Origin of the sequence: uncultured Rothia sp. (genome assembly GCF_916049665.1) — a bacterium.
GTDB lineage: Bacteria > Actinomycetota > Actinomycetes > Actinomycetales > Micrococcaceae > Rothia.
On sequence record NZ_CAJZIE010000003.1, the window covers coordinates 26,555 to 48,876 of the forward strand.

Annotated in this window: 16 protein-coding genes; 13 read left to right on the forward strand and 3 right to left on the reverse strand. The window is 61.9% G+C overall.

The features are described from left to right. Positions 1–195 precede the first annotated feature (195 nt). The 8 genes from QZ540_RS00555 to QZ540_RS00590 all read left to right on the forward strand — a co-directional run bounded on the left by QZ540_RS00555 (position 196) and on the right by QZ540_RS00590 (position 11,579). A complete protein-coding gene (locus tag QZ540_RS00555) occupies positions 196–1,911 on the forward strand; it encodes a ribonuclease J (RefSeq protein WP_294626901.1) in 1,716 nt (571 codons plus the stop codon). Positions 1,912–2,156: 245 nt separating this feature from the next. After that, entirely contained in the window at positions 2,157–5,354 is a 3,198-nt protein-coding gene (locus tag QZ540_RS00560) for a DNA translocase FtsK (RefSeq protein WP_294626903.1), read from the forward strand. 199 nt (positions 5,355–5,553) lie between these two features. Beyond that, positions 5,554–6,201 (forward strand): CDP-diacylglycerol--glycerol-3-phosphate 3-phosphatidyltransferase, encoded by a 648-nt coding sequence (gene pgsA, locus QZ540_RS00565; protein WP_049341715.1) that lies wholly within the window; start codon positions 5,554–5,556, stop codon positions 6,199–6,201. Positions 6,202–6,301: 100 nt separating this feature from the next. Continuing rightward, the gene (locus QZ540_RS00570) at positions 6,302–6,892 is read left to right on the forward strand and encodes a CinA family protein (RefSeq protein WP_070542774.1); all 591 of its coding nucleotides are present in this window, start codon (positions 6,302–6,304) and stop codon (positions 6,890–6,892) included. A gap of 285 nt (positions 6,893–7,177) precedes the next feature. Next, complete coding sequence (locus QZ540_RS00575; RefSeq protein WP_012903910.1) at positions 7,178–7,585, forward strand: helix-turn-helix domain-containing protein; 408 nt, start codon at positions 7,178–7,180, stop codon at positions 7,583–7,585. Positions 7,586–7,730: 145 nt separating this feature from the next. Then, positions 7,731–7,952: a DUF3046 domain-containing protein gene (locus QZ540_RS00580; protein WP_044150650.1), complete on the forward strand. Its 222-nt coding sequence runs from the start codon at positions 7,731–7,733 to the stop codon at positions 7,950–7,952. A 403-nt stretch (positions 7,953–8,355) separates the two neighbouring features. Then, on the forward strand, positions 8,356–9,459 hold the full coding sequence (recA, locus tag QZ540_RS00585; protein ID WP_005507111.1) for a recombinase RecA: 1,104 nt from the start codon (positions 8,356–8,358) through the stop codon (positions 9,457–9,459). Between the two features lie 212 nt (positions 9,460–9,671). Then, positions 9,672–11,579, forward strand: a complete 1,908-nt coding sequence (locus QZ540_RS00590) for a RecX family transcriptional regulator (protein WP_294626907.1) — start codon at positions 9,672–9,674, stop codon at positions 11,577–11,579. 176 nt (positions 11,580–11,755) lie between these two features. Here the strand turns inward: QZ540_RS00590 and QZ540_RS00595 are convergent, their stop codons facing one another. Then, positions 11,756–13,141 (reverse strand): hemin ABC transporter substrate-binding protein, encoded by a 1,386-nt coding sequence (locus QZ540_RS00595; RefSeq protein ID WP_070692047.1) that lies wholly within the window; start codon positions 13,139–13,141, stop codon positions 11,756–11,758. Between the two features lie 35 nt (positions 13,142–13,176). Here QZ540_RS00595 and miaB point away from each other — a divergent pair, with 35 nt between their 5' ends. The 3 genes from miaB to dapF all read left to right on the forward strand — a co-directional run bounded on the left by miaB (position 13,177) and on the right by dapF (position 16,733). Then, positions 13,177–14,691: a tRNA (N6-isopentenyl adenosine(37)-C2)-methylthiotransferase MiaB gene (miaB, locus tag QZ540_RS00600; RefSeq protein ID WP_070692049.1), complete on the forward strand. Its 1,515-nt coding sequence runs from the start codon at positions 13,177–13,179 to the stop codon at positions 14,689–14,691. Positions 14,692–14,780: 89 nt separating this feature from the next. Continuing rightward, positions 14,781–15,701 carry a tRNA (adenosine(37)-N6)-dimethylallyltransferase MiaA gene (gene miaA / locus QZ540_RS00605; protein ID WP_294626911.1) on the forward strand — a complete coding sequence of 307 codons (921 nt, stop codon included), beginning with the start codon at positions 14,781–14,783 and terminating at the stop codon, positions 15,699–15,701. Positions 15,702–15,797: 96 nt separating this feature from the next. Beyond that, positions 15,798–16,733: a diaminopimelate epimerase gene (gene dapF / locus QZ540_RS00610; protein WP_070643906.1), complete on the forward strand. Its 936-nt coding sequence runs from the start codon at positions 15,798–15,800 to the stop codon at positions 16,731–16,733. A gap of 111 nt (positions 16,734–16,844) precedes the next feature. Here the strand turns inward: dapF and QZ540_RS00615 are convergent, their stop codons facing one another. Continuing rightward, complete coding sequence (locus QZ540_RS00615; protein WP_294626913.1) at positions 16,845–17,468, reverse strand: class I SAM-dependent methyltransferase; 624 nt, start codon at positions 17,466–17,468, stop codon at positions 16,845–16,847. 143 nt (positions 17,469–17,611) lie between these two features. Here QZ540_RS00615 and hflX point away from each other — a divergent pair, with 143 nt between their 5' ends. Both hflX and QZ540_RS00625 read left to right on the forward strand, forming a co-directional pair. Further along, positions 17,612–19,324 (forward strand): GTPase HflX, encoded by a 1,713-nt coding sequence (hflX, locus tag QZ540_RS00620; RefSeq protein WP_294626915.1) that lies wholly within the window; start codon positions 17,612–17,614, stop codon positions 19,322–19,324. 6 nt (positions 19,325–19,330) lie between these two features. Beyond that, positions 19,331–21,397, forward strand: a complete 2,067-nt coding sequence (locus QZ540_RS00625) for an ATP-dependent DNA helicase (RefSeq protein ID WP_294626917.1) — start codon at positions 19,331–19,333, stop codon at positions 21,395–21,397. A 146-nt stretch (positions 21,398–21,543) separates the two neighbouring features. Here the strand turns inward: QZ540_RS00625 and lexA are convergent, their stop codons facing one another. Beyond that, positions 21,544–22,218 (reverse strand): transcriptional repressor LexA, encoded by a 675-nt coding sequence (gene lexA / locus QZ540_RS00630; protein ID WP_070643922.1) that lies wholly within the window; start codon positions 22,216–22,218, stop codon positions 21,544–21,546. Positions 22,219–22,322 lie beyond the last annotated feature (104 nt).

Below are 22,322 nucleotides of genomic sequence, written 5' to 3' on the forward strand. Positions count from 1 at the left end.
GGCCCAGCTTAGGCAGAGGCACCCGCGCACTACGCCCCCGAATACTTTTGAATACTTTCGGTGATTTGGACGCACCGGCAGCACCCCACCTCCTCGGCATGTGAGAGCCGAACCGGCTGGAGTGCTTGCGGTACGAAGCGTCGCCTACGAATCACAGACATCACAAGAAAACATAGAAGAAAGAGGAGACACACGATGAGCGTCTTTGAAGCGAATCTTCCCCTCCCGCCCCGCCTGAAGAAGGACACCCTGCGCGTGGTGCCCCTGGGCGGCCTGGGCGAAGTCGGTCGTAACATGACCGTGTACGAAATCAACGGCAAGCTGCTGATTGTTGACTGCGGCGTACTCTTCCCCGAAGAGTCCCAGCCCGGCGTGGACCTGATCCTGCCCGACTTCAGCTACATTGTCGACCGTCTGGACGACGTGGTTGCCATGGTGCTGACCCACGGCCACGAGGACCACATCGGCGCGGTTCCCTACCTGCTGCGCCGCCGCCCCGACATCCCCCTGGTCGGTTCCGAACTGACCCTGGCACTGGTTGAGGCGAAGCTCGCCGAGCACCGCATCAAGCCCTACACCCTCGCGGTGAAGGAGCACCAGGTGGAGCGTTTTGGTCCGTTCGAGTGCGAGTTCGTTGCTGTGAACCACTCGATTCCGGATGCGCTGGCTGTCTACATCCGCACCAAGGCAGGCAAGGTTCTGCACACCGGTGACTTCAAGATGGACCAGCTGCCGCTGGATGGCCGCATCACCGACCTGCGCCACTTTGCTCACCTGGGCGAGGAGGGCGTGGACCTGTTCCTGCCGGACTCCACCAACGCTGAGGTTCCCGGCTTCACCCCGACCGAGAAGCACATCGGTCCGGTGCTGTCGAACGTTTTCCGTGACGCAAGCGGCCGCATCATTGTGGCGTCCTTCTCTTCGCACGTTCACCGCGTGCAGCAGGTGCTGGACGCAGCCGCTGAGCGTGGCCGCAAGGTCGTGCTCGTGGGCCGCTCCATGGTGCGTAACATGACCATTGCTGAGAAGCTGGGCTACCTGAAGGTTCCCGCGAACGTGCTGGTGGACCTGAAGAAGGTTGACGACTACCGCCCCGACCAGATTGTGATGATGTGCACCGGTTCGCAGGGCGAGCCGATGGCGGCACTGTCGCGCATGGCGAACGGTGACCACAAGATTCAGATTGAGCCCGGCGACACCGTTGTGCTCGCGTCCTCGCTGATTCCCGGTAACGAGACCAGCGTCTTCCGCATCATTAACGCCCTCATGAAGCTGGGCGCTAACGTGGTGCACAAGGGCAACGCGAAGGTTCACGTTTCCGGTCACGCTGCCGCGGGTGAGCTGCTGTACTGCTACAACATTCTCAAGCCGAAGAACGTTATGCCGGTTCACGGCGAGGTTCGCCACCTGATTGCTAGCGGTGACCTGGCGATGGAGACCGGCGTTCCGAAGAAGAACGTGCTGCTCTGCGAGTCCGGCACCGTCGTGGATCTGCGCGATGGCGTGGCGTCCGTGGTGGGCGAGGTTCCCTGCGAGTACCTGTACGTTGACGGCCGCTCCGTCGGTGAGGTCACCGAGAGCGACCTGAAGGACCGCCGCATCCTGGGTGAAGAGGGCTTCGTGTCCATCGTGACCGTGGTGGACCGTGCAACCAAGCGTGTGGTGACCGGCCCGGATATTCACGCTCGCGGTATCGCGGAGGACGACGCGGTATTCGACGAGATTGTTCCGAAGATTACCGCCGCCCTGGAGGATGCTCTGCACCGCGCACCCGAGAAGGTACACACCGTGCAGCAGCTGCAGCAGATTGTGCGCCGCACCATCGGTGCCTGGATTTCTCGCCGTCTGCGCCGCAAGCCCATGATTGTTCCCGTGGTTGTTGAGAACTCCTCGAAGGCCGCGAAGAACTAATACTCTGCGCGAGGCTAGTCGCTTGTCATAGCGAAAAGGCGGGGTCGATACGTTGTGTCGGCCCCGCCTGCTGTGTATCTGCCGAACGTCTGCGCGAAAGCTACGCGAAAGCGAACGCGGTAGGGGAGAAGCGCCTCATCAGCGCCCTATCAGTGCCCTCATAGACACAGGGCGGGGCGCACTTTTTAGCTCACTGATAACGAAAGAATCGGTACATTAACGGGAAGGTTGATACCCTAAAAGGTATGGCTCCACGGACCACGAAGGGTCGTAACACGACCTCTACTAAAGCAAACACTAAGAAGACCACCCGCAAGCGCACCACCTCCCGAGGCGGTGCCCAGCGCGGTGCCAACGCGGCGAACCCTGTAGCGGGCGCTATCTCCTCCGTCTGGCTGAGCATCGCTCACGCTATCGGTGGGCTCTTCCGCTCCATTGGCACGGTGCGCACCGACCTTGCGCCCGAAGACCGCCGTGACGGCGGCGCGCTCACCATCCTGCTGTTCGGCCTAATCAGCGCCGGGGTGGAGTGGTACAACTGGCGCGCCCACACCTCCCTCGGTTTGTTGCGAGCGCCCCTGGACGCCTGGCACACCATGCTGGGCGGTATTTTCGGTCAGGGCGCCCTGCTGATTCCGGTGTTTTGCCTCATCATGGCGTGGTGCGTTTTCCGTGGGCCCGACCTGATTAAACGTAATAACCGCGTGGCGTTGGGCTCCTTCATCATTCTGGTGGCGACCTCCCTGTTCTTTGCTCGCCATGCGGGTCACCCGACCTTCGCGGATGGTTTTGACGCCGTCTGGGCTGGCGGTGGTGTGGCTGGCGTGCTGCTGGGCACCCCCATTGTGCGTGTGAGCGGCGGTATTGCGTTCGTTGAGATTCTGATCCACCTGCTTCTGGGTATTGCCGGTCTGATGGTTCTGACGAACACTCCGATTCGTCAGGTGGTGCCGCGTACTTTGCACCTGGTTGGTTTGGCTCTGGGGGAGAAGCCGAACGGCACGACTCGAACCTCCGCGAAGGACAGCCCTTCGGATGCGACTCAGACCGTGGACCTGAACGCTGAGGAGCACGACCGCAGCTACCTGTACGGTGACGATGAGAAGCCGGCACGTACGACTCAGAAGTCTGGTGGCCTGTTCGCTCGTCTGCGCGGTTGGTTGGGCATTGCTCCCGCTGCGTCGACCGATTCTTCCCTGGACGAGTACGCCGGTGATGAAGCATTCGTGAGCGCCGTGGTGGATGAGACTCACCCGGAAACCACGCAGATGCCGGTACAGCCGGAGGACTCTGCACAGGATTCTGCGCAGGGATTCGCTCAGCAGACGCGCCCGGCGGCTAAGCCGAACCGTCTGTCCCGTCTGCCCGGTCGCCTCAACCAGGCACCGGCCGCGCAGGGCGCGTCCGCCCAGGGTACGTCTGCGCAGAACGGTGCTTATTCGAGTAGCCCTGACCTCTTCGACGTTGAGGCGTCGGATGCACCCGCAGCCCGCCTGGATCAGGTGCAGCGCGCCGCCGTGGCGAACGGCCGCGTGAACCGTATTCCTGGCGAGGAACCTCTCTTTGACGTTGAGGCATATGACGGCTTCGGCGCTTCTGAGGAAGCTGCACCGCAGACGAAGCCTCACCAAGTGGTGAACCCTGCGCAGTCTGCCGCTCCGGCTTCCGCATCCCAGGCTCCTGCCGCACCCGCGGCTCAGCCTCCGATTCCGACCCGCATGCACTCGCCCGGTGCTCACCCGAAGAACGCGGCTCCCGCGGCTTCGCGAGCGCCCGAGGCTGGCGCATCCCGCCCGCTGCAGAACAATACTCAGGTGGCAACCACCGAGCAGGCGCGCGGCGAGCAGGTTGTCCAATCCTCCCGCGGCGCGTACGTGCTGCCTTCTGAGGAGATGCTGGTTTCTGGCCCGCCCGCTAAGGAATCCTCCGAGGTCAACGAGCACGTGGTTGAGGCTCTGACGAACGTGCTGGAGCAGTTCAAGGTGGATGCGCAGGTCACCGGCTTCTCGCGTGGCCCGACCGTGACCCGCTACGAGATTGAGCTGGGCCCCGCCACGAAGGTAGAGCGCGTGACCGCGCTGAGCAAGAACATTGCGTACGCTGTGGCGAGCCCGGATGTTCGTATTCTGTCCCCGATTCCGGGTAAGTCCGCAATCGGTATTGAGATTCCGAATACGGACCGCGAGACCGTGGCCCTGGGCGACGTGTTGCGTTCCCCGCAGGCTCACGCGAACCAGCACCCGATGGTCATGGGTGTGGGTAAGGACGTTGAGGGCGGCTTCGTGCTGGCGAACCTCGCGAAGATGCCGCATATGCTGGTCGCCGGTGCGACCGGTGCCGGTAAGTCCTCGTTCGTGAACTCGATGATTACCTCGATTCTGATGCGTGCAACCCCGGACCAAGTGCGCCTGGTGATGGTTGACCCGAAGCGTGTGGAGCTGACTGCCTATGAGGGTATTCCGCACCTGATTACGCCCATCATTACGAACCCGAAGAAGGCTGCTGAGGCTCTTCAGTGGGTGGTTCGTGAGATGGATGCCCGCTACGACGACCTCGCCCACTACGGCTACAAGCACGTGGACGACTTCAACAAGGCGGTGCGTGAGGGTAAAGTTCAGCCCGATCCCGGTAGCAAGCGCACGGTGCACGAGTACCCGTACCTGCTGGTGATTGTTGACGAGCTCGCCGACCTGATGATGGTCGCCCCGCGTGACGTGGAAGAGGCGATTGTTCGTATTACGCAGCTGGCGCGTGCGGCGGGTATTCACCTGGTGCTGGCAACCCAGCGTCCTTCGGTGGATGTGGTGACCGGTCTGATTAAGGCGAACGTTCCGTCCCGTATGGCGTTTGCAACCTCCTCGGTCACTGACTCTCGCGTGGTGCTGGATCAGCCCGGCGCGGAGAAGCTGATCGGTCAGGGCGATGCGCTCTTCCTGCCGATGGGTGCCTCGAAGCCGATGCGTGTTCAGGGCGCGTGGGTGTCTGAGTCTGAGATTCACGCCGTGGTTGAGCACGTGAAGAAGCAGGCGCCGACCATCTACCGTGAGGACGTGATGGTCTCTGCCGCGAAGAAGCAGATTGATGAGGAAATCGGTGATGACCTCGATGATCTGCTGCAGGCGGCGGAGATTGTGATTACGACCCAGTTCGGTTCGACCTCGATGCTGCAGCGTAAGTTGCGCATGGGCTTCGCGAAGGCTGGCCGCATCATGGACCTGCTGGAGTCGCAGGGCGTGGTGGGCCCCTCGGAGGGTTCGAAGGCACGTGAGGTGCTCATCCGCCCGGATGACCTGCAGGCGACCCTGGCGCGTATTCGCGGTGAGGAGCCTCCGGCTGCCGACCCGTACGCGAATGCGGTGGACCCGGGCGAGGCGGTCACCGACTACTTCGATGAGCCTGATGATGAGGGCTCGGAGGACGCCTGGCAGCTGACCGGCCGCTAGTGCCTCAGCGCCCTGCCCGCTCGGCTGACCCACTCAGTTGAGTGAGCGCGCGACATGCACCCCGCATCGTCCCTGTGATGTCTGCTACGGCACACGTATAATGGACGGTACGGGGTGTTTGCGTACCCCCGATACGTTTAGGTGTCGGTGCGTACGCGGTCTCTCACCGTCGAAAGCCATCTACCCGTAAGGAGCCGTTATGAGTGAAGCTCGCAATTCCGCACCCGCAGGTGCGGTCAGCACAGCGAAACCTTCGAACTGGAATGTGCCGAATGTGTTGACGGTTCTGCGTATTATTGCGGTTCCTTTCTTTATCGTTGCCCTGGTTGCGGGCGGTACTTTTGGTGCCGCTGATCCAACGCACCGCTGGCTCGCATGGATTATTTTCATTCTTGCCATGCTCACGGACTGGGCGGACGGCTACTTGGCGCGCTCGCGTAATCTGATTACGAGCTTCGGTAAGATTGCTGACCCGATTGCCGATAAGTTCCTCACCGGCGCGGCGTTTATTGTGCTGTCGGCGCTGGGCGAGCTGTGGTGGTGGGTCACGATTGTGATTCTGCTACGTGAGTGGGGCATTACGATCATGCGCCTGTTCGTCATTAAGTACGGTGTGATGGCCGCTAGTAAGGGCGGCAAGATTAAGACCGTGCTGCAGACGGTGGCGCTGGTGCTGATGCTTCTGCCGCTGGGTCAGCTGGGTCTTGGCTGGCTGATTCCTGGTTGGGTTCTGATGGGCGCGGTCACCGCGATTACCGTGTGGACCGGCCTGGTGTATGTGCGTGATGCGTATATTTTGCGTCGTAACTGGTTGCAGGCTCAGGCCTCCCAGGGCGGCGGTAACTAGAGGCGAGGGGAGTGGCGTGTGCTGCTCCCCTTCGCTGTACCTGCGGTGCGTTGTACGCCGCGTGAGGTTTTGGGCGGCGGTGCGCCGCTGAAAGGAGAGAATGATGGTTCCCCTCGTACTTGAAGATGCTCTGTCCCTTGAGCTTTCTTCCGCTGAGGTTTTCTCCGGCACCCCGGAGGCAGCGGCGCTGTTACTGCGTGATGCGGTGCAGTTGCGCGCCGCCCAGGAGGGCCCGGTGCAGGTGGCGACGGCTGAGTCGCTGACCGGCGGGGACGTGGGCGGCGCGATTTGTACGGTGCCGGGTGCATCCGCGTATTACCGCGGCGGCGTGATTTCCTATGCCTACGAGGTGAAGGCGCAGGTGCTGGGAGTGGATGCTCAGCTGCTGGCGCGTGAGGGTGCGGTGCATCCTGCGGTGGCGGTGCAGATGGCTGTTGGTGCGGCGCGTGTGTGCGGTGCCGATTATGCGGTGTCGACTACGGGTGTTGCCGGTCCTGATCCTGCGGATGGCCAGCCGGTGGGCACGGTCTATATTGGCGTGTGTTCCCCGTCCGGTTCTGAGGTGTTTGAGCGGCACTATTCGGGGGACCGGGCGCAGATTCGTGCGGCGGCGAGTGCGGATGCGATTGCTCTGCTGGCGCGTGCGGTACGCGGCGGTGCCGGTGGGGTTCTGGAGAACGAGCAGGCGTAGCGTGCTGGGCTAGACTGTGCTGTGCTGTGCGGCGCCTGGAACGGCTGTGTAGTCGTCTGTGCAGCGCCTACCTGAGAAAAAATTTTACGGTTCAAATATATTCACAGGGTTCTTTCAGCTCCGAGGGAATAAAGGCATAGGTTCGTCTGTTTGAATAGATACAAGCCGTAAGAAGAAGACAAAAATGGCGGGGCTCCTAGCTCACGCTCCAAAAATCAGTTAGGCTTAACTATGTACAGTCCCGCGCGTCGGGAATACCTACTCAGGAAAGTGATATAGAAGCTCATGGCTAAGCAGCGCGTATCGATTAATGGCATTACTAAGTGGAAGGAAATCGAGGAGACCCCCCGACAGGCCGCCCCGGTCGTTGAGGAAGCTAAGGTTGTTCCCCTGCGACAGGCAATCGGTGAGGTCCTTCGCGACGTTCGCCAGCGTCAGGGCCGCACCCTGCGTGAGGTTTCCCAGCGTGCCCGTGTTTCCCTCGGTTACCTGAGCGAAGTTGAGCGCGGTCAGAAGGAAGCTTCCTCCGAACTGCTGGCGTGGATTTGCCAGGCTCTGGACATTCCGATGTCCCAGATGCTGCGTGAGGTTGCCGACCGTATGGCGGTTCTCGAGGGCGTTCAGATCCCGGATACTGTTCCGGCTGAGATGTCTGAGCAGTACAAGAGCGATTACTACATTCTCTCGAAGTAATGCGAGGCGGCACATGCCGCACTAAACGTGAAGCGATGCCGTGCATCCCCGTAAGGTGGGTGTGCGGCATCGCTTATTCTCGGTTTATTACCGAGCGATGTGACGAATTATGAAGCAAACTAGCGGTGAAGCGGAAGGAGCGCTTGTGAAGCTGAGCGAATTTTGGGCGTGCATGGAGTATGAGTTCGGTGCCGGGTATGCTCCGGTACTTGCGCGGGACCTGGTGCTGGGTTCGCTGGGTCATGTGACCGCTGCGGAGGCGCTGGACCAGGGCGTTAACCCGAGGGATGTGTGGCTTGCAATCTGTGAGGAGCAGGAGATTCCGCAGGAGCGCCGCCTGGGTCCCGATAAGGAGCCGTTGCGCTAGGTAGTGAGCCTGGCGTGTTCTAGCGTATGGGCGGGCCTAGCGTCTGTTCCCTGGCATTTGTTCGAGTGCTAGCGCCTGTGCGGGAGGTATTTTCGAATAATTAGCCGAGAATCCGGGGTTTTTCGAAAATATATGCCGAAACCCTATCCGATTTATTCGAAACTGGGTCGTAATTTTGTTCGACTCGTGCTAGACTTTTCCACATCAGGAATTTTTCGGAAAAATCTTCAAAGTTTTCCACAGATTTTAAAAAATGGCCTTATCCTGTCAGGCTGTGACCCTAGAGTAGTCTCAGAAGGAACCGGTAGGCCAAAACCTTCAAGGTCTCGATTACGAGTCCCACCGATTCCGAAGAAACATTACTCCCGTCAACCACTGACAACACAAAGAACGAGGTACTACCGTGGCTAAGAACACCAAGTCTCAGAGCGTAGCTCGCGTTCCCGAAGAGGGTCGCGCCAAGGCACTTGAAGCCGTGATGGCACAGATCGACAAGAACTACGGCAAGGGTGCAGTCATGCGCCTGGGTGATAAGGAAATCACCAAGACCGAGGTTATCTCCACCGGCGCTATCGCTCTGGATGCCGCTCTGGGTATTGGTGGTCTGCCCCGCGGCCGCGTCATCGAGATTTACGGTCCCGAGTCCTCCGGTAAGACCACCGTTGCACTGCACGCTGTAGCGAACGTTCAGAAGGCAGGCGGCGTGGCAGCGTTCATCGACGCCGAGCACGCACTGGACCCGATTTACGCGGCTAAGCTGGGCGTGGACATCGACCAGCTGCTGGTCTCTCAGCCCGACACCGGCGAGCAGGCACTGGAAATCATGGACATGCTGGTTGGTTCCGGTGCCGTTGATATCGTGGTAGTCGACTCCGTTGCAGCACTGGTACCCCGCGCCGAAATTGAAGGCGACATGGGTGACTCCCACGTGGGTCTGCAGGCTCGCCTCATGAGCCAGGCTCTGCGTAAGATTACCGGTCGCCTCTCCGCAACCGGCACCACCGCAATCTTCATCAACCAGCTGCGTGAGAAGATTGGTGTCTTCTTCGGCTCCCCCGAAACCACCACCGGTGGTAAGGCGCTGAAGTTCTACGCTTCGGTCCGTATCGACATCCGCCGCATTGAGACCCTCAAGGACGGCGCTAACCCGATCGGTAACCGCACCCGCGCCAAGATCGTGAAGAACAAGATGGCTCCGCCCTTCAAGCAGGCTGAGTTCGACATCCTCTACGGTGAGGGCATCTCCGTTGAGGGCGGCATCCTGGACCTGGCGGTGGAGAACGACATCGTCAAGAAGTCCGGCGCATGGTTCACCTACGACGGTGAGCAGCTGGGCCAGGGCCGCGAGAACGTTCGTAAGCTGCTCAAGGACAACCCCGAGCTCACCGAGGAACTGCAGTACAAGGTTCTGGTGAAGCTGGGCATCATTGAGGAAGAAGCTGACGAGCAGGCAGCTGCTGAGTCCGAGGGTAACGACCCGCTGGACGAGCTGGCTGAGGAGTTCTAAACCCGCCCGCGTAGCTTCTTGCTAACGCCACGACTGATTGCCGTGTGCTGTGCATTCCGCACGGTGCACGGCAATCTGTCGTTAACGGAAGAAGCACGTTAACGGGCGTATCGGGGGCGCCGAGACAACGCCTCGTTACAATGGGGGAGCGCCGTATAGCCCGGCGCACGGGCCATCAAGCGAGCCAACACAGGGGAGAGGAGGAACTGAACATGACGGAACAGCGCATGATGGAACAGCGCATGACGGAACAGAACGGCCATGAAGAGCGTGAGCGAAACAACGCGCGTGACGACGACGCCGGTTTTGCAGCGCTGGAGGCGACCGAACCGCACTTCGGTTCCTCAGCTCTACAAGGGTCAGCCTTCCAAGAGCCTGCATTCTCAGCGCCTGTTTCCTTTGACGCTACCGGTTCGTTTGAATCTACCGCCCCGCCGGTTAAAGTAGGCGGCTTCGAGGCGCTCAATTTTGAGGTGCCCGCACCTCTGGCAGAGCCCACCCTCAACTGGGAGACACCGCAGATTACTCCTCCTGCTGTTCTGGATCCCTCGCCCGCTACGCCGCAGGCGGTAGAACCGTCGTACCCGGAGATGCCTCCGAGTCTTGAAGAGCCCCCATATCTGGACGAGCCTCCCTACCCTGAAGCAGAGTATGCGGGGTGGGTGCCCTCGGACGAAGCGGCACCCGCAGAAGCGGAGAAGCCCGCGCCCGCAAAAGCCTCTCCCCAAAAGCCTGCGCAGAAAGCGCGGCAGACCGAAAAGGCTGCACCCAAAAAGTGGGCGCGGAACAAGGTAGCGGAGCAGGTAGCCACTGAGGAGTTTCCGGACTGGCACCCCGCCGCGCACGGCTTTATCGAAGAAAGCATTGCCCGCGATAACGGCAACGACTACGCGGGGGAGTTCCGCGTACCCGAGTTGCCCCTGCAGGCTGTGCCCGCCAACTTTGAAGATGGCAGTTCCGGGGAAGGTAGTGAATCCCCGCGCCGTAGCCTGCTCGTTGACCCGAACCTGCCCGCCGTCTCCATTGACGAAGCGCCCGTTCGTGCTTTTACCCCCGGCGGTGCCGAACCGCGCCCTATGGCGGCGGGGCGCATGAGTCGAGCGGGTGCCGCCTCCATCGGGTCGGGGCTCACCGCCGAAGAGAAGGAAGAAATCGAGAGGCAAGCCGCTCAGCGGGATAAGCAGAAGAAACGCAAGTCTTCGCGTGCCTCCAAGAACACCGACTATAAGCGCGGGTTCCGCCGTATGAGCGCGGCACAGGAAGAGAAAATGCGGAGCCGCTCGCCCTACGCGCCCGCCTTCGGGGCTCGAAGTGACGACGAGGAAACCCGCAAGAGTCCTGCAGGCCGCGGCTCGGGGAGCAACCTATTCAGGGAGGGAAGTAGCTTGAATGAAGAACTCACCCCCGCCGAAGAAGCGCTCATCCGCGGTATTGCGGAGGAGGAGGCGCAGGGCGTTGGTACCGGAAAGCGCCGTGCCGCTTCGGCTGGATCCCCAAAGGATGATTCTCGAGCACGCGGTTCCCAACCGGGCGGCTCTCAGATGAGACAGGTTTCCTTACCGTCGGAAAGCAACGTGCCTTCCTGGAAGCAGAAGGTGCGTGCCGCCCGGGCCGCGGAAGAAACCGACCCCTACACGCGCGCTAAAACCATCGTGTACAACCAGCTGGCGTATTCGGCAAAAACCCGAGGTCAGCTGCGTAAGAAGCTGCAGGCAGAAGGATTCGATGCGGAGCTCATTGAGCCGCTGCTCGATAAGTTCGAGGCGGCAAAACTCATTGACGACGCCGAATACGCCCAAAGCTTTGTGGCGCAGAAGAGCCGCACCAAGAAGCTCTCCCGCGCCGCGCTGCGCCGTGAGCTCGCTGAACGCGGGGTGCGCGGTGAAGAGGCGGAGAATGCCCTGGCTCAGCGCACCGACGAGCAGGAACGTGAGGACGCCGCCGATCTGGTGCGTAAGAAGCTGCGCCCCGGCATGGATCTGAGCGACCGCGCTGAAAAGGATAGGGTGACTCGCCGACTGCTGGGGATGCTGGCTCGCCGCGGGTACTCCTCCTCGGTGTCGATGTCGGTGATTCGTGAGGAACTCGCCGCCTACGGTGCAGAGGACGAGCTCTGGTAGAGAGCGAAGTAATACATTCCGCACGCACGGATAGACCCATGCCGGGGTGACCGAGAAAATAGGCACTATAAAGGGTGAGCCCGCTACAGACACACTCTGTGGCGGGCTCACCCTTTACGTTTTTGATCCTTATAAAAAGCCTTGTCGAAGGCTATATCCGCTGTTTACTCTGCTGCTTATTCAACGGCCCCCAGACGGTTCGCGAACTCGGCGAGGGTTGCATCCTGAGAACCGGCGATCTCCAACAGCAAGCGCATCAGCTGCGCACCCTCACGGCGAATACGAGGCAATAGATCGGAACGTGCCGAAGAAAAGTACAGCTCCAACAGGGCGCACACGGTCACCGCCGTGCACACCGCCAAATCCTCCGCCAGGTGCTCATCCAGCGGGGCGTCCTCAAAGAGGGCAGAGTACAGCGCCGGTAGCGCCTTTTTGCGGTCCACACGGTAGCGCGGGTACTCCGGCGAGGAGGGGAATCCCAGCATCGCCTCAACGAAGGGGAAGCCTCGGTGGTGCAGGCAGGTGCCCTCCGCATCGACCATGCGCACCTGCGCGCCGTCCGCTGAACCAATCAGCACGTTCTGCGGCGAAAAATCGCCCGACGAGAGCATATAGACACGTCCACGGTTGAGCTTGAACTGCTCGGGCACGGGCGGGCGCTTGGTGAAGAAGGGCTGCAGAACACGGCGGAAGCGGAAGGACAGCTCCTCAACTGCGGCGGGAAGAACGGGCGCATCCTCATGCTCAGCGGAGGCAGAGACGGGGCTAGAGTCAGCACCCTGCTCGGGTGCGCGCGCCTCATCAGCCACACCGTACAGCTTCTTCAAGCCGCGCTCAGCCAGTCCCGGCGAGGCGATAGCACCCGGGAACTGCGCCTTGCGGTCGGCACGCGCCAGGTTCAGGCGGTAATCCTCGACCGCCTCACCCATAATGCCGCTGGCGGCAAGGGAACGGTACGCCTCAATGTAGTAGTTCAGCGCATCCAGCGCCTGCTCCTCGGTGCCCTCCAGCAGGGCGTGGGCGACCGAATACTGCTCGCCCTCCACGGTTCCGTCGCTCACATCCTCCAGTGCCAGCACGCGCAGTTCAGCATCCGCACCGTAAAGCTGCGGGAACAGACCCGGAACCTGCTGGTTCAGCGCTTCCAAACCGTAGCGCTCACGCAGGTACCCGAAACCGCCCGCGTTCACCGTCGAATCCTTACGGCGGTAACGCTTCACAATAATCGAGGTCGGCAAAGACTGTGCAGACTCGAAAGACTGGGCAGACTCGGCCGCAGGCTCATACGCCACACGCACCACAACGGAACGCATACCGGTACCCAGAATCTGCACGCGCTCAACCGTGCGCCCAGCCACCTGCTCCAGGGAATGCGCCCAGCAGAGCAGCTGCATCAGGTTCTGACGCATCGAGGCAGAATCGGCGCTCGCCTGAGGCGGCACGGGGGAGTAGGCGGTGATTGCCTCCTCAATGAGGGCGCTCAGAAGCTCCCCGTCAGGGGCGGGAGCGGAAGAATCGTTCGGTGACAGAGCCGGAAAGTTACTACTAAGGGAAACCTGCATAGAGCCATTATCCCCCATCGGATACCCTATAGGGCATGACTTCGACCCTCAGCGATTCCGCCCAGACCCCCGAAACCAGCCCCCGCACCTACGAAGTGCGCACTTTCGGCTGCCAGATGAACGTGCACGACTCCGAACGAATGTCCGGCCTGCTGGAGGCTAACGGCTACGTTCGCGCTGAGGAAGGCACCCAGCCCGACCTGGTCGTGTTCAACACCTGCGCGGTTCGCGAAAATGCTTCCAACCGCCTGTACGGTCACCTCGGCCAGCTCGCGCCGGTCAAGCGCGCCCACAAGGGCATGCAGATCGCCGTGGGCGGCTGCCTGGCGCAGAAAGACCAGGACGCCATCATCGAGAAGGCGCCCTGGGTTGACGTCGTGTTCGGTACCCACAACATTGGTTCCCTGCCGGCGCTACTGGAGCGTGCCCGCCACAACCACGAGGCGCAGGCAGAACTGCTCGAATCCCTCGAAGTTTTCCCCTCCACCCTGCCCACTAAGCGCGATCACGTGTACTCCGGCTGGGTGTCCATCTCCGTTGGCTGTAACAACACCTGCACCTTCTGCATCGTGCCGTCCCTGCGCGGTAAGGAGAAGGACCGCCGCCCCGGCGACATTCTCGCTGAGGTTCAGGCGCTGGTTGATGATGGCGCCATTGAGGTGACCCTGCTCGGTCAGAACGTGAACTCCTACGGCGTGGAGTTCGGCGACCGTCAGGCGTTCTCTAAGCTGCTGCGCGCCTGCGGCGAGATTGAGGGCCTGGAGCGTGTACGCTTCACCTCCCCGCACCCGGCAATGTTCACCGACGACGTGATTGACGCGATGGCGGAGACCCCGAACGTCATGCCCGTGCTGCACATGCCGCTGCAGTCCGGCTCCGATAAGGTGCTCAAGGATATGCGCCGCTCCTACCGTTCCAAGAAGTTCCTGAACATTCTGGACAAGGTGCGCGAGCGCATCCCGAACGCCGTGATTACCACCGATATCATTGTGGGCTTCCCCGGTGAGACTGAAGAGGACTTCCAGGACACCCTGAAGGTTGTGGAGCAGGCTCGTTTCTCCTCCGCGTTCACCTTCCAGTACTCAATCCGCCCCGGCACCCCCGCGGCGACCATGGAGAACCAGATCCCGAAGGAGGTCGTGCAGGAACGCTACGAGCGTCTGATTGCCCTGCAGGACCGCATCGCCGGCGAAGAGAACCGCAAGCAGCTCGGTAAGACCGTTGAGCTGATGGTCGTTGCCGAGGCAGGTCGTAAGGCTGAGCAGACTCACCGCCTCTCGGGCCGCGGCCCGGACCAGCGCCTCGTGCACTTCTCCGTGCCCGAAGGTTGCGAGACTCCGCGCCCCGGCGACATGGTGACCGTGCCGATTACCGAGGCTGGTTCCTTCCACCTGATTTCTGACCCGACCGCCGAGCAGTACCAGCTGCGCCGCACCCGCGCCGGTGACGCGTGGGACCGCTCCCAGGCTGACTCTTGCGGTACCGGCACCACCCAGGTGCCCGGTGCGCCGGTGGGTCTGGGCATGCCGACCATCGGTCTGCGCCCCTAAAACCTAGATTCGAATCATGCGCCCTGTTCTTCGGGCCCTCATCCTCACCGCAAGTTGGGGGGGGTGAGGGAACCGGTAGAATGGGGCGCATGACTATCTCCGAAACTCTGCCCGTTATCGCTATTGTGGGCCCGACCGGCACCGGTAAGAGCGCGCTCGCGATTGAGCTGGCTCTGCGCCTGAATGGTGAGTGCATTAACGCTGACTCCATGCAGTTCTACCGGGGCATGGATATCGGTACCGCGAAGGTCACTGCAGAGGAGACGCGCGGCGTTCCGCACCACCTGCTCGACATTATGGATGTGCGGGATGAGGCGTCCGTGGCGGAGTTTCAGGGGCGTAGCCGTGAGCTGATTGAGCAGATCCGTGGCCGTGGCCGCTACCCGATTCTGGTGGGTGGTTCCGGTCTGTATATGCGTGCCGCCCTGGATAGGTTGGAGTTTCCCGGCACGGATGCGCGGGTGCGTGAGCGCCTGGAGGAGCAGGCACGTACCGAGGGTATTGGTGTTCTGCACGCCCGCCTGGCGGAGGTCGACCCGGAGTCGGCGGCGCGCGTGAAGGATGAGCGCCGCATTATTCGAGCCCTGGAGGTGTTCGAGGTGACGGGCCGCCCGTTCTCGGCGTTCATGCCGGTGCGCGAGTACGTGACGGAGAGTATTCAGATTGGTCTGGATATGGATCGTGCCCTGCTGCACGAGCGTCTGCACCGCCGTGTGGAGCTGATGCACGAGCAGGGTCTGCTCGATGAGATTCGTACCCTGAACGAGCAGGGACTGCAGGAGGGTAAGACTGCCTCCCGCGCGATTGGTTACGCGCAGTTCGCTCGCGCCCTTGAGGATGCAGACTACAGCGTGGAGCAGGCGATTGAGGATACGACCATTGCGACCCGCCAGTTTGCGCGCCGCCAGCTGACCTGGTTCCGTGCGGACCCGCGCGTGCAGTGGCTAGATGCGCTCTCACCCACCCTTGCCGATGAGGCGGAAGCCATCATCCGCGAAAGCACCCGATAAGCCACAATAACGAGCCGTCGCCGAACCGATACCTCGTCGAACCGGTCGGCGCGGTAAAATCATAAACGGACAGGTCACCAACCTTAAGGACAGCATATGAGCGAGAACCCTTCCATCTGGGGCGAGCTGGCAGGCCTGACCCTCACCAAGGGTCACGGCACCGGTAACGACTTCATTTTTCTGACGGACGAGAACGCAGAAATTGCCCTCACCCCCGAGCTGGTAGCCCGCGCCTGCGACCGCCACTTCGGCATCGGTGCGGACGGCTTCATTCGTGCTGCCCGTAGCACCGCCTCCCGCGCGGGCCAGAAGCTGCTCGAGGAGCACCCGGACGCTGTCTGGTTCATGGACTACCGCAACGGTGACGGATCTATCGCAGAGATGTGCGGCAACGGTGTGCGCGCGTTCGTGGAGTACCTGCGCACTGAGGGCCTGATCGAGCTTGAGGTGGGCGAGACCGTCAAGATTGGTACCCGTGCCGGTGTGAAGACTGTGGCGCGCACCGAAGAGGGCTACGCGATTGATATGGGGCCGTGGAGCTTCATTCACGGTGACGCCGCCCGCGAGGGTGGCGAGGACTGCCTGGTGTCTGCCCGCGGCCTGAAGACTCCGCGTGCTGGCCTGTCCATTTCGATGGGTAACCCGCACACCGTGGTGATGCTCGGCTCCGACGGTAAGCTGGACGGCCTGGACCTGCACAGCCTGCCGCAGGTGAACCCCGCCCCGGTCAACGGCACGAATGTTGAATTTGTGGTGCCGGTCGACCTGGATGTTGAGAGCGGCGCGCAGGTGGGTGCTATCCGTATGCGCGTGCACGAACGCGGCGTGGGTGAGACCCTCTCCTGCGGTACCGGTGCGTGTGCTGCGGCTGCGGCGACCCGTTTCTGGGGCGGCGAGGAAGCACCGGATGAGTGGCTGGTGCATGTGCCCGGCGGTACCCTCGCGGTGACTTTCGTGCTGGGCCCGGACGACCTGGAGCATGTGGTTCTGGCTGGTCCGGCGCAGATGGTTGCAACCGTCGTGCTGCGATAGCGAGCAGTCCTCGATAGAGACTTTGATATACAAAAGCGGCGGGTGTTTTCTGAAACTAAAATCAGAAAACACCCGCCGCTTTTACGTTTTTAGCAATGAGCGCCAGAGGTCTTAGTCCTCGTAGCGGTGCACCTGCAGAATACGGAAACCCTTCGAGGTTGCATAGCGCGAGACCTCAAACTCGCCGGGGTGCAGCTCCTCAAGGTGCGCATCCATCCACTTCTGCAAAGAATCGGAGCCGAGGTTCTTCTGAACCACCAGGTAGGCGTCACCGCCGGGTGCCAGGCGCGGCAGCCAGGTCAGCAGGATCTCGTGAAGGACCTCCTTGCCCACGCGAATTGGCGGGTTCGACCAGATGGTATCGAAACGCAGTTCGGGGTCGACAGATTCGGGGGTTCCCACGGTCACGTTGGGCAGGCCGAGAGCGGCGGCGTTGCGTTCGGTCAGGCTAATGGAGCGGGAGTTCACGTCCACCGCGTGCACCTGCGCCTGCGGGGCGAGCATCGCAAGAGTCAGGGTGATGGGTCCCCAACCGCAGCCGATGTCGAGCATGCGTTCGCCCTGCGGGTCGGGTGCTTCCTGCAGCAAAATGGCGGTGCCCTTATCGATGCCGGAGGGGCTGAAAATGCCGTTAGCGGTGGTGACGGTGACCTTGCGGCCGGCAAGCTCCACCTGCACGGGGCGGGGCTTGAATTCGGTCTCGGGGGTTTCAGAGAAATAATGCTGCTCGCTCATGCTATCCAGTGTACCGGTAGGGCAAGATCCCGCCGCACACGGGCAGAGTATGCGCGGGGTGGTTCAGCAGCTTGCACGCCCTGAGCGCACAGGCGACCGAACCCCCTACCCGATGCGGGCAACGGCGGTAGAATTGTAACCGTATGAATTCTAAGAACACCCCCGTATCTGATACCGAAAAGCTGCCCAGCGATGAGCAGCTACGCCGCACCGTAGACCGCGTTCTGGGGCGCTCCCAGGCCGCCGCCTCCGTCACCACTTATGACGCCGCCGGTACCGCGCATCACAGCGACAACTCCTCCAGCACCCACGGCAACAATAGCCGCCGTGTGCTGGATACTCGCGCACGCGAAATTTCTGACGTTCAGCGCGAACACTCCGAATATGACGGTGACCAGGAAGACCTCGCCGAGCGCCGCGCACTGCGCCGTATCGCGAACCTCTCCACCGAACTTGAAGACGTCACCGAGGTCGAGTACCGCCAGCTGCGCCTGGAGCGCGTGGTGCTTGCTGGCCTGTGGACCGAAGGCACCGTTGAGGACGCCGAGAACTCCCTGCGCGAGCTCGCGGCACTGGCTGAAACCGCAGGTTCCGAGGTTCTGGACGGCCTGGTTCAGCGCCGCCTCAAGCCGGACCCCGGCACCTTCCTCGGCTCCGGTAAGGCACTGGAACTCAAGGACATTGTGGAGGCGACCGGCGCCGACACCGTCATCGTTGACTCGGAACTGGCTCCCTCGCAGCGTCGAGCCCTCGAAGACATCGTGAAGGTCAAGGTCATTGACCGCACCGCCCTGATTCTCGACATTTTCGCTCAGCACGCTAAGTCCCGCGAGGGTAAGGCACAGGTTGAGCTGGCTCAGCTGGAGTACATGCTGCCGCGTCTGCGTGGTTGGGGTGCGTCCCTGTCCCGTCAGGCGGGTGGCCGTGCCGCAGCCGGTGAGGGTATCGGTTCGCGTGGTCCCGGTGAAACCAAGATTGAGATGGATCGCCGCCGCCTGCGCGCTCGCATGGCGAAGCTTAAGCGTGAGATTGCTGCGATGGCGCCGGCGCGTGAGACGAAGCGTCTGAACCGTCGCCGTAACCGCGTGCCTTCGGTGGCTATTGCCGGGTACACGAACGCGGGTAAGTCTTCCCTGCTGAACCGTCTGACCGACGCGGGTGTGCTCGTGGAGAACGCCCTGTTCGCGACCCTGGACCCGACCGTCCGTAAGGCTCAGACCCCGGACGGTATCGGCTACACCCTCTCTGACACGGTGGGTTTCGTGCGTTCGCTGCCGACCCAGCTGGTCGAGGCGTTCCGCTCCACCCTGGAAGAGGTTGCTGACGCTGACGTGATCCTGCACGTGGTGGATGCTTCGCACCCTGACCCGGAGGGGCAGATTCGCGCTGTCCGCGAGGTCATCGCGGAGGTTGACGCCCGCCATATCCCCGAGATTATTGTGCTGAATAAGGCGGATGCCGCCGACCCGTTCGTACTGGAGCGTATGCGTCAGCGCGAGCCGGAGCACGTGATTGTTTCGGCGCGTACCGGTGAGGGTATTGACGAGCTGAAGCAGAAGATCGCGGACACCATTCCGCGCCCCTCCATTGAGGTGAAGCTGCTGATTCCGTATTCGCACGGTGAGATTATTTCGCGCCTGCACGAGTGGGACGCCGAAATTAAGAGCACTGATTTCGTATCGGACGGTACCTTCGTGGTGGCTCTGGTCCGTGAGGATGTCGCCTCGGACCTGGCAGAATACGTGCTGGAGGGCGACCTGCTGGAGGTTCTGGAAGAGGAACTTGCGGAGGCACGCGCCCTCACCGAAGCGACCGCATCTGAGTCCGAGCAGTCCTCTACCTCTGAGGGTCGCTAGGAGCGTATGAGCGTGACCGAGAGCATCAACGCGCCCAAAAACGCCCCGGGAACCGCCCCCGCAACCGGCGGCACCCGATTCACCGGACAGGAGCTTGAGACCCTGCCCGGTGCGAAGGATGCCCTGACCCTGCTGGATGAGGCGGTTGCCGCCACCGGCGGTCAGAACCGCGCCGGTCAGCGCACCATGGCGGCGCACGTGGCGCAGGCTCTTGAGCTGCAGCGTCACCTGCTGGTTCAGGCGGGTACCGGTACCGGTAAGTCCCTGGGCTACCTGGTTCCTACCCTGGCGCGCGTGGGGGAATCTGACCAGCCGATTGTGGTTGCGACGGCGACCCTGGCCCTGCAGGCGCAGATCGTGAACCGCGATATTCCGCGTCTTCTGGAAGCGCTGGAGCCGCGTCCGGAGTCGCAGGCGCAGGTGGCTCTGCTCAAGGGCCGCAATAACTACCTCTGCCTGCACAAGCTGGAGGGTGGCTACCCGGAAGACGAGCCGGATGCTCTCTTCGACATGCCTTCTTCGACCTCCCGCGTGGGCGAGGAAGTGGTGCGCCTGCGCGAGTGGGCTGACCGCACCGAGACCGGCGACCGCGACGAACTGAAGCCCGGCGTCTCTGATCGCGCCTGGGCTCAGGTGTCGGTGAGCGCTGCCGAGTGTTTGGGTCGCCGCTGCCCGCTGGTGGAGGAGTGCTTTAGCGAGATGGCGCGCAGCCGTGCCGCTGAGGCTGACATCGTCATCACGAACCACGCCCTGCTGGCGATTAATGCTTTTGAGGGCATGAAGGTCCTGCCCGAGCATGAGACGGTCATTATTGATGAGGCCCACGAGCTGGTGGACCGCGTGACCGGTGCCGTGTCTGGTTCTTTGACGGTTGCGATGGTTCGCCGTGCGGCGCGTAGCGTGAAGAAGCATTCGAAGGCTGATTCCGGCGCACTGGAAATGGCGGCCGGCACCCTGGAGACCGCGTTCGAGGGTCTTGCCGAGGGCCTGCTGAAAGGCCTGGACGGTCGCCTTTTGACCGCTATTTCTGCGGTCAACGATGCCGCCCGCACCGCCCTGTCCGATACCAAACCGGACGGTCAGGATGTTGATGCAGGCCTGCAGATGGCGCGCTCGCGTGTCTCTGAGGTGCACGATATGAGTAGCCGCATTCTGGAGGCTTCGGGCGAGCAGGACGTGCTGTGGATTTCTCGCCAGGGCGGTTGGGAGAACGGCCGCTATGTGGCTGCTTCCGATACCGACCCGGCGACCCTGAACATCGCCCCGTTGAGCGTTGGCCTACAGCTACGTGACGGCCTGTTCGCTGACCGCACCGTGATTCTGACGAGTGCGACCCTGACGGTGGGTGACTCTTTTGACGTTGCCGCCGGTGCACTGGGACTGCAGGGCGAGGGCGCGCCGCGCTGGACGAGCATCGACGTGGGTTCGCCTTTCGACTACCGCAAGCAGGGCATCATGTACGTCGCCGGGGATTTGAAACCTCCGGGATTCGGTGTGCATGAGGGTCAGCTGGAGCGCCTGCGTGAGCTGTGCGAGGCCTCGGAGGGCGGTGCCCTGGGCCTGTTCTCCTCGAAGCGCGCCGCCGAGCGTGCCGCCGAGTACATGCGTGAGCACAGCGACCTGAACATTCTTCTGCAGGGTGAGTCTTCGCTCAAGGCTCTGGTGGAGGAGTTCAGCGAGGACGTTGACTCATGCCTGTTCGGAACGATGAGCCTGTGGCAGGGCGTGGATGTTCCGGGTGACTCTTGCCGCCTGGTGGTGATGGACCGCATTCCGTTCCCCCGCCCGGACGACCCGATTGCGCAGGCTCGTACGGAGGCGGTGAACCGTCACCGCGGTAACGGCTTTATGGCGGTTTCTGCTCACCATGCGGCGATTCGTATGGCGCAGGGCGCGGGCCGCCTGATTCGTTCGGTGTCTGACCGCGGCGTGGTGGCTGTACTGGATTCTCGTGTGGCGACTAAACGTTACGGCGGTTTCTTGATGAAGGCGATGCCGCCGATGTGGTCGACGCAGAATAAGGCAGCCGTGATTGGTGCGCTGGCTCGTCTTTCGGCGAGTATTGAGCGTTAGCTCGGGCGAGATCCATTCCTTGCCGCGCCGCCGCCCCGTTTTGGGCATATAAATTTAGACATATAGAAATCACCCCGGTGATACGTGAACATTCACGTACCACCGGGGTGATTTTTATGTAGAGCTAAGAGCTTAGCGTTATGTCTCTAGAGGCTGCGCAGCACGGAGACGACCTTACCCATGACGGTTGCGCGGTCGCCCATAATCGGCTCGTAGTTGGCGTTGCGCGGCATGAGCCAGGTGTGGCCGTCGACCTGACGGAACACCTTCACGGTTGCCTCATCGTCGAGCAGCGCAGCAACGATATCGCCGTTGTCGGCGGTGTGCTGCTCGCGGACAACCACCCAGTCGCCGTCGCAAATCGCGGCGTCAATCATGGAATCGCCCTTGACCTTGAGCATGAAGAGCTTGCCGCTACCGACCAGCTGGCGGGGCAGAGCGAGCACATCCTCCACGGACTGCTCGGCGGTGATGGGACCGCCCGCTGCAATACGTCCAACCAGGGGAACGGGTACGAGGTCTTCGTCGCCGACTTCGAAGTTCGGCAGCTCGGGCAGGGACGAGGAGGAGCTACCGTGCATGCCGACGCCGTTCTCATCCAGCACCTCAATGGCGCGGGGGAGCTTGGGGTCGCGGCGAATGTAGCCCATGGTCTCGAGACGACCGAGCTGGTGGGTGACCGAGGACAGGGACGCAAGACCCACCATGTCACCAATCTGGCGCATGGACGGCGGGTAACCCTTCTGTTCAATCTCGGTGCGGATCGCGTCAAGAATCTTCTGCTGGCGCGCGGTCAGCGCCGGACGGGGTGCTGTTGCCATTTCTTTTCCTTCGGTCTGTACTCCGGCCTTTGTATTTCCGGTCGGGGCACGGATGGGTGCTTCACACGTTTTCTGGTGGTGTCCTAAAAATTTTTTGGTTCTGC